The sequence below is a fragment of the Arthrobacter sp. WCS2018Hpa-7 genome, from assembly GCF_031843805.1.
GTDB lineage: Bacteria > Actinomycetota > Actinomycetes > Actinomycetales > Micrococcaceae > Arthrobacter.
Genome location: NZ_JAVTJB010000005.1, coordinates 162,862 through 174,061, shown reverse-complemented (window position 1 = coordinate 174,061; position 11,200 = coordinate 162,862). Strand labels below are relative to the sequence as shown.

7 protein-coding genes are annotated in these 11,200 nt (G+C 62.4%); 5 read left to right on the top strand and 2 right to left on the bottom strand.

Annotated features, from left to right (window positions below; all coding sequences use genetic code 11):
• Nucleotides 1–16: 16 nt before the first annotated feature.
• Nucleotides 17–1,300 carry a macrolide 2'-phosphotransferase gene (locus tag RQH14_RS08030; RefSeq protein WP_311212778.1) on the bottom strand — a complete coding sequence of 428 codons (1,284 nt, stop codon included), beginning with the start codon at nt 1,298–1,300 and terminating at the stop codon, nt 17–19.
• Nucleotides 1,301–1,472: 172 nt separating this feature from the next.
• Between RQH14_RS08030 and nudC the strand changes: the two genes are divergently transcribed.
• The 3 genes from nudC to RQH14_RS08015 are packed head-to-tail and all read left to right on the top strand — an operon-like array spanning nt 1,473 to nt 5,199.
• Nucleotides 1,473–2,462: an NAD(+) diphosphatase gene (gene nudC, locus RQH14_RS08025; protein WP_311212777.1), complete on the top strand. Its 990-nt coding sequence runs from the start codon at nt 1,473–1,475 to the stop codon at nt 2,460–2,462.
• Entirely contained in the window at nt 2,459–4,591 is a 2,133-nt protein-coding gene (locus RQH14_RS08020) for an ATP-dependent DNA helicase UvrD2 (RefSeq protein ID WP_311212776.1), read from the top strand. Before nudC ends, RQH14_RS08020 begins: the two co-directional genes overlap by 4 nt.
• Nucleotides 4,591–5,199: a M48 family metallopeptidase gene (locus RQH14_RS08015; RefSeq protein WP_311212775.1), complete on the top strand. Its 609-nt coding sequence runs from the start codon at nt 4,591–4,593 to the stop codon at nt 5,197–5,199. Before RQH14_RS08020 ends, RQH14_RS08015 begins: the two co-directional genes overlap by 1 nt.
• Nucleotides 5,200–5,266: 67 nt before the next feature.
• On the opposite strand, the gene RQH14_RS08010 is transcribed toward RQH14_RS08015, so the two are convergent.
• Nucleotides 5,267–6,730: a zinc-dependent metalloprotease gene (locus tag RQH14_RS08010; RefSeq protein WP_311212774.1), complete on the bottom strand. Its 1,464-nt coding sequence runs from the start codon at nt 6,728–6,730 to the stop codon at nt 5,267–5,269.
• Between the two features lie 209 nt (nt 6,731–6,939).
• Between RQH14_RS08010 and RQH14_RS08005 the strand changes: the two genes are divergently transcribed.
• Together RQH14_RS08005 and RQH14_RS08000 are read left to right on the top strand one after the other, a co-directional pair.
• The gene (locus tag RQH14_RS08005; RefSeq protein ID WP_311212773.1) at nt 6,940–8,076 is read left to right on the top strand and encodes a S16 family serine protease; all 1,137 of its coding nucleotides are present in this window, start codon (nt 6,940–6,942) and stop codon (nt 8,074–8,076) included.
• A 126-nt stretch (nt 8,077–8,202) separates the two neighbouring features.
• Nucleotides 8,203–11,199 carry a UPF0182 family protein gene (locus RQH14_RS08000; RefSeq protein WP_311212772.1) on the top strand — a complete coding sequence of 999 codons (2,997 nt, stop codon included), beginning with the start codon at nt 8,203–8,205 and terminating at the stop codon, nt 11,197–11,199.
• Nucleotide 11,200 lies beyond the last annotated feature (1 nt).

Genomic DNA, 11,200 nt, shown 5'->3' with positions numbered 1-11,200 from the left:
TGGGGGCCAAGTGGTGTCAGGACCGATCAGCTGTATGGAGCGGCGTCACCTTGACTACGCTGATGGCGGCCGTGGACGTGTCGTCTGGATCGTTGGTGCTGGGGGAGTCGCCGCCCTCGGGTCGGACGGCCTTCCCGGGTGCAGCTGCGTCAGCAGCTGATTCCGTGGCCGGGGGCCCCTCTGGCGCTGACTCCAGAAGCGGCTCCTGGGACGTGGCAGACGTCTCCGGTATGGCTGCCACCGTAACCGTCGGTCCGGCGTCGGGAATAGCCGCGACACTCACGGGAGGATTTTGGCTTGCTGCAGTGGCGGCAGCCTGCACGTTGGCAGCCTGGATTTCAGCGGCCTCATCCTCGGCAGCCTGTGCGGCTTCTTCATCACGCCGCGCTTGCTCGTCAATGTCATCGGAGAGTGTCTGAAGCATTGACTCTGCCTCCGCCGTCATGGTCTGGTGCCCGGCCGCCATGGCCTTGACCAAGTACTGGGCCAGCGCAAACTCGGCCAACAGCGCTGCCCGCCGGAGCAGGTGAACGTCGGGCGTCTCACGGCGCGCTTGGGTGTAGTGGTCCAGGACGGACTCAACGAATGACGCTTCGTTCGATGCCACCAACCATGCGAAGTCGTCGGCCGGATCACCAATCCGGAGGTCGGTCCAGCCTGTCAGGGCAGTCACGGAGTCATCCTGCACCATGAGGTTGTCTTCGTGGAGGTCACCGTGGACCACCGAGGTATTGAACCGCCACAGGGCCACGTCTTCCAGGGCGTGCTCCCAGCGCCGGAGCAGGGTGGCCGGAATTTTGCCGGTGGTTGCAGCTTGGTCCAGTTCATTGAGCTTCCGCTGCCGGAACTCGTTGGCAGAGTAGCTGGGCAGGTCCGCGTTGGTCACCAAAGTCAACGGGAGGTCATGAATGGCAGCCAGCGCTGAGCCGATCTCCCTGGCAAGGGCGGGACTCCCGGCAGAAAGCTCTTCAATGGAGAGCATTCCACCGTGCAGATGTGTGTAGACAAAAGTGGTGAGATCGCCTTGGCGCACAGTGCCGGCAACGGTCGGCACGTGGAAGGGCAGCTCTGCGCGAATGGACGGAGCGAAGGCGCGCAGCACCATGAATTCAGTTTCCAGCCGGGTGCTGGCCTCCGGATGACGCGGCGAACGGACACGCCAGCGTTTACCATCCGCGTCGAGCAGCAACGCCGAGTCGAAGTCGGCGTCGTCGTCGGGGGAAAAGGCTGTAGCCGTCGGCGCCAGGCCAGGCACCGCCGCGGTTGCTACAGCGGCCAGTTCGAGCGGTGTTCTTCTCACCTTCACAACGGTAGATTGATCAGGGCCTGTGGCCATGATGCAGTGCGGCGAGTCTTCAGATCCGCCGTAAAACAGGGCATTTCTGCAGGCAATTAACGCCCGGGCCGGATGCATCCACAAGGGGGGACCCTCCCAAATGTTTTTTGTCGGTACGAATCAGTACGGTAGATGCATGAGCTATACGGAGTCACCGGCCTTGGCCAACCACCTGATGGATACTGTTCTTCCAGTGCGCCCTGCCATGGTGGATCGTGGCTCCGGGATCCGGATGAAGCCCGGCATGGTGGAGGACCTTGTGGCTTCCGGCACGGCCAAGGCCATGGTCGTTTCCCAGCGCAAGGCACTCGTGACCGCTGATGGACTGTGGTTCGGGGACGCCACGTCCCTGTGGAATGCCCTCAATGGAGCAGATCACGGCGCCACCGCGGCTGTTTACCTGGGCATCACTTTGGAATCGTCTTCTTTGCTTGAAGGCACACCTGTTCTGTTGTTTACGGTAGCTGAACCCCCCGCGGCGGGCACCGCCACGGTGCCCGCCGATGCCCAATGGGCGGGCTTCCGCGAAGTCGCCGGGCGATTGGACGCCAGCGATACTGCGCTGTTCATCGAGGCCAGCGCAATCTCCAACTGGCACGCGACGCACACGCACTGCCCGCAATGTGGAAATCCCACGGACATCGAGGCCGGCGGATGGGTGCGTCGGTGCCCCAAGGACAATTCAGAGCACTACCCCCGGACGGATCCGGCGATAATCGTCACGGTGGTAGGTCCGGACGGCCGCCTTCTTCTGGGCGGTGGCGGCCCCACGGACGCCAGGAATTACTCCACTCTCGCGGGCTTCGTGGAACCTGGCGAATCGCTGGAGCAGGCGGTTGTCCGGGAAATCGGGGAAGAAGTAGGCGTGCGCGTGTCGGCATGCCAGTACCTCGGCTCTCAGTCCTGGCCGTTTCCCGCGTCGCTGATGCTGGGCTTCACCGCCACCACTGAAGACTCGGTTGCCCGGCCGGACGGCGTTGAAGTCACCAGGGCGCGGTGGTTCAGCCGTGAAGAGTTGCAGGCAGCTGTCTCCAGCGGCGAGATCACCATCTCCACCCGCCTGTCCATTGCGCGTTCTCTGATTGAACATTGGTATGGCGGCGTTATCGAAGACCTCCAGCCGTGACGGAAGACATTTTCGACGCCGGTGGCTCACTTGAGGAACGCATCCTCGGCGGCTTGGATGAAGAACAGCGCGAAGTAGCAAGTACCTTGACTGGACCCCTGTGTGTTCTTGCGGGAGCGGGCACGGGAAAGACGCGTGCCATCACCCACCGCATCGCCTACGGAGTCCACTCCGGCGTTTACAGTCCGCAGCGCTTGCTGGCGGTAACGTTTACGGCCCGGGCTGCAGCAGAGATGCGCAGCAGGCTTCGGGACCTGGGTGTGGCGAATGTCCAAGCCCGTACTTTCCATGCGGCTGCCCTGAGGCAGTTGCAGTTCTTTTGGCCCCAGGCCATTGGCGGTACGTTGCCGAACCTGTTGGACCACAAGGCCAATATGATCGCAGAAGCTTCCCGCAGGCTCCGGCTCAGCACCGACCGCGCAACCATCAGGGACCTGGCCGCAGAAATCGAGTGGGCAAAAGTCTCCATGCTCACGCCCGCCAACTACCTTGAGAACGCCCAGGACCGCGGAACCCCCGGGGGGTTTGACCTCACCGCGGTATCCAGGGTTTTCCAGGCATACGAGGACATCAAGACTGACCGGAACGTCATCGACTTCGAAGACGTTCTCCTGATCACCGTAGGTATCCTCCAAGAAGATCCGAAAGTGGCGGCAACGGTCCGGGAACAGTACCGCCACTTCGTGGTGGACGAGTATCAGGACGTTTCCCCGCTGCAACAGCGGCTCCTGGATCTGTGGCTCGGTGGTCGGAACGAGCTATGCGTGGTGGGCGATGCCAGCCAGACCATCTACTCCTTCACGGGCGCCTCACCCAAGCACCTGCTGGGATTCAAAGCGCAGTTCCCGGATGCCACCGTCGTTAAGTTGATCCGCGATTACCGGTCCACCCCGCAAGTGGTGAAATTGGCCAATGACCTCCTCGGGTCCCGGCGAAGCGGTGGACCGGTCGCGGACGCTGCCTGGGCTCCGCCGCTAAAGCTGGTGGCCCAGAGGTCAACTGGACCCGAACCGCGCTTCATGGAATGCCCGGACGACGAAGCTGAGGCTGCGGTGGTGGCGGGCCGGATCCAGGAACTGCTTGATGCCGGAGTGAAGGCCAGCGGAATCGCCATTCTGTTCCGCACCAACGGCCAGTCCGAAGCGTACGAACAGGCACTCGCTTCAGCCGGCATTGGATACCAGCTTCGTGGCGGCGAGCGGTTCTTCGCCCGCAAGGAAGTCCGCGATGCCATCCTCCAACTACGGGCTGCAACCCGGGCCGTAGCCGAAGGTCCGCAGGAACCGTTGGGGCAGATCGTCCGGGACATCGTCGCCTCGCTTGGTTATACCGACGCCGCGCCGCACAACGGGGGTGCCCTCCGTGAACGATGGGAATCCTTGGCGGCCTTGGTCGCTTTGGCTGATGAACTGGCGGTCAGCCGCGGCGACGCCTTTACGCTGGCTGAATTCGTCAACGAACTCCAGGAACGCTCGGTAGCGCAGCACGCACCTACCGTCGAAGGGGTCACCCTCGCATCCCTTCACGCGGCCAAGGGACTGGAATGGGATGCCGTGTTCCTGGTGGGCCTCAGCGAAGGACTCATGCCCATTTCTTTCGCGGACACCCCCGAAGACGTCGATGAGGAGCGACGGCTGCTCTACGTCGGAATCACCCGGGCACGGGAACACCTGAATTTGTCCTGGTCCACAGCCCGCACGCCGGGTGGCCGTGCCAACCGCAAGCCATCGCGATTCCTTGACGGGCTCCGCCCCAACTCCGTGGCGTCCGCAAACGCCCGCAGCAAGACAGGTCCTACGCGCCGGAAAGCTGCCGTACCGGCGTCGTGCAGGGTGTGCGGAAGCATGCTCGCCAGCGGTGCCGAACGCAAGGTGGGACGTTGCAACCAGTGCCCACCGTCCTATGAGGAACAAACCTTTGATGCGCTAAGGCAATGGCGCAAGGATGAAGCGAAGTCCGCCGACGTCCCTGCCTACGTTGTTTTCACTGATGCAACGCTCACTGCCATCGCCGAAGCCAAGCCATCGTCTCTGGAGGAACTGGCCGGTTTGGCGGGAATCGGACCGTCCAAACTGGAACGCTACGGCGAAGCGGTCCTGGCGGTCCTTGCTGAGAGCACCGAGCTCTGATGGCGCGCCGATCTGCTGCGGACGCTGACGTTCCCTTGGTCACCGACGACGGCGCTCCCGTGGTCGTGCGCCGATCAGCCAGACGGCGAAGGACTGTCGCTGCTTTCTGGGAGGATGGCAAAGCCGTTGTGGCCATCCCGGCCAGTTTCACCAAATCCCAGGAACGGGAGTGGGTCCACCGCATGCTGGCCAAGCTGAAGAAGCAGGGCGAGCAGCGGTCAGGCCAAGGCCGGCGACGACCCGCGACGGACGAAGTTCTCGCGGAACACGCCGCGCATCTTTCTCGGACCTACTTAGGCGGGCGGGCCATCCCAACGTCCGTCCGCTGGGTCAGCAACCAGAATTCGCGATGGGGTTCTGCCACTCCGGCGGACGGCACCATCAGGCTGTCCAACAAACTTCAGTCCATGCCGCAATGGGTTATCGACTACGTTCTGGTGCACGAGCTCGCGCACTTGCTGGTGGCGGGGCACAACGCCGACTTCTGGAAGCTCGTGGAGGCGTATCCCGAGACGCAGCGCGCGAAGGCCTTCCTGGAAGGCGTTGCTTTTGCCACGTCCAGGGGCCTTCCGCCGGATTCAGACGTGGCGCCTGATACAGGACCTTAACGCAGCAAGGGCCGCCATGTAGATGGCGGCCCTTGCTGCGTTAGTTCCAAGAATTCCGGGGGCTCGCCTACTTGGCCTGGCCCTCGGTGTCCGTGTCATCTTGTTCGGTTTCGTTGCCAGAGGTGTTTTCCGCAGAATCGCCCTTGTCCGATGCATCAGCGGCGTCAGAGTCCCCGGGCTCGGTGGTGTCATAGCCGCCGCTGAGCAGCTTCTGCAGGGCGTCGTCAACTTCGCTGTCGCTGGCTTCGGCCAACCGGCGGCGTTCGGAGAAGCCCTTGGGATCGTCCAGGTCTTCACCGGTGGGCAGCAGATCCGGGTGGTGCCAGATCGCGTCACGGCCGGCAATGCCGCGCTCTTCCTTCAGCGTTGCCCACAGTGTGGCGGCCTCCCTGAGCCTGCGGGGACGCAGCTCCAAGCCAACAAGGGACGAGAACGCGTGTTCGGCCGGGCCACCGGTGGCGCGGCGACGACGTACCGTCTCGCGGAGCGCGGTGGCAGAAGGTAGGACTTTGTCCGTGGCCTCCGCGGTGAGCTCGTCCACCCAGCCTTCAACCAAAGCGAGGGCGGTTTCGAGCTTCTCCAGAGCGGCCGTCTGTACAGGAGTCCGTTCCGGCGTGAAGACACCCTGCGAGAGAGCTTCCTGGATTCCCTCAGGGTTGCTGGGATCAAGGTCCCGGGCCAGGTCTTCAATGCGGGACATATCAATGTGGATGCCGCGGGCGTAAGCCTCGATGGCACCCAGGAGGTGGCCACGCAACCACGGAACCTGGACGAACAGTCTGGCGTGCGCCGCTTCACGGACGGCAAGGAACAGGCGGACATCGTTTTCGGGGAGGCTGAGGCCTTCACCGAATTTGGCGACATTGGCGGGCAGCAGCGCCATTTCCAGGTCAGCCAAGGGAACGCCGATGTCGGTGGAGCTGACGACCTCGGCCGAAAGCGCGCCGATGGCCTGCCCCAGCTGCATGCCGAAGATTGCGCCGCCCATGTTTTGCAGCATGGACGAAGCACCGCCCATCATGGACTTCATTTCCTCGGGCATTTGCTGGGTGAGCGCGTTGGACAGGGCGTTGGCGACGCTGTTGGCCACGGGTTCAGTCAAGCGCTTCCACGTACCGAGAGTCGCTTCCACCCATTCTGCCCGGGACCACGCGCGGCCGATCAGGCCGGTTGCTGAAAGATCAGTCACGGGGTCCAGCCAAAGTTCAGCAAGCCTGAGGGCTTCATCGATCTCCCGGGCCTGGACGGCGTTCACTGAGGGATCGCTGCCTGCCGCTGCGACCCGCCGCGCATTCTCATGGGCAAGCTGCCAGTTCACGGGCCCCTCGGAGGTGGAGCTCATCATGGCCTGGACTTGCGCGAACATCTGCTGGAGCAGTTGGGGATCGTTGGGCAGGCCGGCGGCCTTGGCCAGTTCGGCGGGATCGATGTTGCCCATACCCTGGCCGCCCATCAGGTTCTGCAGCATTTCTGCCAGCGGATCCTTGGGAGTGTCGTCGTCGTTGGACGGGTTGTTGGGGTTGGATGTCATGGTGCCGCCGATCGTCGAACTGGCTGGTGATCTCTTTCACCGTACCCCGCAGCCGTAACGCTGTCTGCCCGGATGCGGCGTCGTTCGCTGTAGGCAAAGCATCCCGTCAACGTCGGACCGCGTAGTGTTGATGTTTGGTATGTGCCGCATCCGTCTTGGTGGCAACAGCCATGGAACCGGTCACGTCATGCCGGCATAGAGAGGCCTCCATGCTTACTTCGCCCAGCCCCGAGGGCTCATTGGATCCGCGTCAAGCGCCCGACGCCGATCCCTCCCCGGTGCCTCCGGCACCTCCCCGCGACACCAGGTACATGATCATGGTGATCTCAGGCCTGCTGGCATTGGGACTCGGCATTGGCGCTGCCGCCCTGCCGGTTCCCTACGTTATTGAGTCAGCGGGGCCTACGTTCAATACGTTGGGCAAAGACGGCGATAAACCCGTTATCAAGATCTCAGGACGCGAGTCCTTCCCCGCCAACGGCAACCTGGATCTCACCACCGTGGTCATGACCGGCGGTCCGAAGAGCCCGGCCACCATCTTTGATGTGTTCCGGGCCTGGTTGGACAGTTCCAAAGCCATTTATCCCGAGGAGCTGATCTACCCCAAGGGCACCACCGCTGAGCAAACGGTCAAAGAGGGCGAGATTGCCATGGAGACGTCCCAGGAGAATGCGTTCGCCGCCGCATTGCGGGAGCTCGATATACCGTTTGAGCAACGGCTGAATGTCGCTGGACTCTCGGAAGCTTCACCCTCGGCCGGGAAAATCCAGGAGGGCGACCTCCTGAAGTCGATCAACGGCAAAGCCATTACGTCCATGAGCGTCATCCAGTCCGAGTTGGCTGCCGGTGCAGGGGCGCCGGCCGTCGTCGTGGTCGAGCGGAAGGGGGCTCCGGTGACGGAAACCATCACGCCCACCAGGAATTCGGCCGACCGCTATGTCCTGGGTGTGCTCCTGGCCAGTGACTTCACGTTCCCGTTCGATGTCAGCATTTCACTGGAGAACGTGGGTGGACCCAGCGCCGGAATGATGTTCGCCCTCGGAATCGTAGACAACCTCACCCCGGGCGACCTGACGGGCGGCAAACACGTGGCCGGCACCGGAACCATCACCGCCGATGGCGCAGTGGGTCCCATCGGTGGAATAGCCCAGAAGATGGTCGGAGCACGCCAGCAAGGGGCCACCATGTTCCTGGCCCCTGCCGCCAATTGTGCTGACGTCGTGGGCCATGTTCCCGATGGTTTGCAGGTGGTCAAGGTCGAAACACTGGCCGATGCCACATCCGCTGTGGAACGGCTCGGGTCGGGAGAAGACACGACGGGCCTTCCCACCTGCACAAACAACTAGACTGGCGGTGGAACTTAGCTCCACCGCCACTCGTGGCATATATGACGGCCTCCGCCATATCCCAGCGGCAGAGAATGTCAACCACTCGCATACCGACTGTTCACTGACACCAATGAGGTACAGAGTTTGTCCCGTCCCGCCAGCTCCAACCCGCCCGGAAGATCACCGCTGAGACGAGGTGCCCTGACGCCGACGCTCATTGTCGTGGCAGTGGCCGTCGTCGGGTTCATTTTCTTCGCCAATGTGTGGACCGACGTCCTCTGGTACCAGCAGCTTGGTTTCTTCGAAGTGTATATACGCGAAAACCTGGCCAGGATCATCACGTTCCTGATCGGTTTCGCCATGATGTTCGCTGCTGTGTTCTTCGCCATCAGGATCGCCTATCGCTCCCGCCCCGTCTACGCGCCGGATGCCGAGTCGCGTGACAACCTCAACCGTTATCAGGCCCAGCTTGAGCCGGTTCGCAGGGTTGTCATGATCGGCCTCCCCATCCTGTTTGGGCTTTTCGCCGGCAGCGCGGCGGCAAGCCAGTGGCAGAAGGCCCTGCTGTTCTTCAACCAAGAACCATTCGGCCAGACGGACCCACTGTTCAACCTCGACATCAGCTTCTACCTGATGTCGCTTCCCTTCCTGGGATTCGTCACGGGCTTCCTGATCAGCATCGCCGTCGTGGCCGGCGTCGCCGGAATCCTGACCCACTACCTTTACGGCAGCATCCGCCTGATGGAGCGCGGCATTTTCACCAGCCGCGCCGCCCAGATCCACATCGCTGTGACCGGTGCACTTTTCCTGGTCCTGCTGGGTGTCAATTTCTGGCTGGACCGCTACACCACGGTGCAGAGCAACTCCGGCCGCTGGGCCGGTGCCCTCTACACGGATGTCAATGCCGTGGTTCCCACCAAAGCCATCCTCGCGGTTGCCGCTGGGCTTGTAGCCATTCTGTTCATCATTGCCGCGATCATCGGACGCTGGCGACTGCCGGTCATCGGTACCGCAATGTTGGTCATCACAGCCATCCTTGCCGGCGGTGTCTACCCCTGGGTCATCCAGCAGTTCCAAGTGCGTCCCTCGGAAAACACGTTGGAGAAGGAATTCATTGACCGAAACATCAAGATGACCAGGGCCGCGTATGGCCTGGACCAGATTGATGTCTCGGCCTACAACGCAACCACCACCGCCACGACCGGTGCGCTGGCTGCAGATGCGCAAACCACGGCGAACATCCGCCTTCTTGACCCGAACCTCATTTCTTCAGCGTTCGCGCAGCTGGAACAGTACCGCCCCTACTACCAGTTCCCCCAGACCCTGAACGTTGACCGCTACATGGTTGACGGCAAGGTTCAGGACACAGTGATCGCAGTTCGCGAGTTGAACCCGGATGGCCTGAGCGCCAACCAGCAGACGTGGGTCAACAGGCACATTGTCTACACCCACGGTTACGGTGTTGTGGCTGCCAAGGGCAACAAGTTCACCGCTGACGGAAAGCCGGAGTTCCTGCAGTCCGGCATTCCCTCCAATGGTGTCCTCGGCAATGACACCACCTATGAGCCCCGCATCTACTTTGGCGAGAACTCGCCCGAGTACTCGATCGTGGGTGCGCCTGATGGTGCGCCGAACCGCGAACAGGACCGGCCGGCAGGCAGGGAAGGTGGGGGAGAGACCCAGTACACCTTCAACGGCAATGGCGGTCCCAATGTTGGCAACTGGCTCAACCGGATCCTTTACTCCATCAAGTTCCAGTCTTCAGACCTGCTGCTGTCCGATGGCGTCAACGCTGAGTCCCAGATCCTGTACGAACGCAATCCCCGCGAACGCGTCGAGAAGCTGGCTCCGTACCTGACTGTTGACGGCAACGCGTACCCGGCCGTTGTCGATGGTCGAGTGAAATGGATTGTTGACGGCTACACCACCAGCCAGTACTTCCCGTATTCGCAGCCGCAGCAGTTGCAGAACGCGACTGCCGACTCGCAGACCAGCGCAGGCCGCACGGTTGCCTTGCCGAACAGCTCGGTCAACTACATCCGAAACTCGGTCAAGGCCACCGTGGATGCCTACGACGGTTCGGTCAACCTCTATGCATGGGACGATCAGGACCCCATCTTGAAGGCGTGGCAGAAGGTCTTCCCGACCGTCATCAAGCCTTACTCGGAGATGTCCGGCGACCTCATGAGCCACGTCCGGTACCCGGAGGATCTCTTCAAGGTCCAGCGCGAGCTTCTGGGCCGTTACCACGTGACGGATCCGGACAGCTTCTACCAGAACAACGACGCTTGGAGCGTTCCGAACGACCCCACTGTTTCGGAAGCCGTCAAGCAGCCGCCGTTCTACATGTCGCTGCAGATGCCTGACCAGGAGAAGCCGGCCTTCCAGCTGACATCGTCCTTCATTCCACAGACGGTCAACGGCAGCGCGAGGAACATCTTGTACGGCTTCCTTGCTGCGGACTCTGATGCCGGCAATGTGAAGGGCGTCAAGGGGGATAGCTACGGAAAGCTTCGGCTTCTGGAGCTCCCCACCGATACCCAGGTCCCTGGTCCCGGCCAAGCCCAGAATAAGTTCAACTCCGATCCCACCGTGTCCCAGGCGCTGAACCTCCTGCGGCAGGGAGCCTCGGACGTTTTGAACGGCAACCTGTTGACGCTGCCCGTGGGTGGCGGCCTGCTGTACGTGCAGCCCGTCTACCTGAAGTCCACCGGTGAGACGTCCTACCCGACGTTGCAGCGCGTGCTGGTGGCTTTCGGCGACAAGATCGGCTTTGCGCCGACTTTGGACGAGGCACTGGACCAACTGTTCGGTGGCAACTCCGGTGCTACGGCAGGAGATGCAGACAACAACGGCCAAACGCCCACAGCGCCTCCTGGCACCACGGCACCGCCCACTGGTCCCACCGATGCCAAGGCTGACCTCAAGGCAGCACTGGACGAGGCCAACAAGGCGATCACGGACGGCCAGGCCGCATTGGCGAAGGGCGACTTTGCCGCTTACGGGGCCCAGCAGACCAAGTTGTCCGAGGCTCTGAAGAAGGCCCTGGATGCGGAAACGCGTATGGGCGCCACGGCGACTCCTTCGGCAACTCCGGAAGCCAGCCCCAGTGCCACACCGTCGCCTTCTCCGAGCAGTTAGG

Bases quoted from the DNA above. Each gene is read 5' to 3' on its own strand.
- nudC (WP_311212777.1), top strand. From the start codon at position 1,473: ATGAGCTATACGGAGTCACCGGCCTTGGCCAACCACCTGATGGATACT.
- RQH14_RS08015 (WP_311212775.1), top strand. From the start codon at position 4,591: ATGGCGCGCCGATCTGCTGCGGACGCTGACGTTCCCTTGGTCACCGAC.
- RQH14_RS08010 (WP_311212774.1), bottom strand. From the start codon at position 6,730: ATGACATCCAACCCCAACAACCCGTCCAACGACGACGACACTCCCAAG.
- RQH14_RS08005 (WP_311212773.1), top strand. From the start codon at position 6,940: ATGCTTACTTCGCCCAGCCCCGAGGGCTCATTGGATCCGCGTCAAGCG.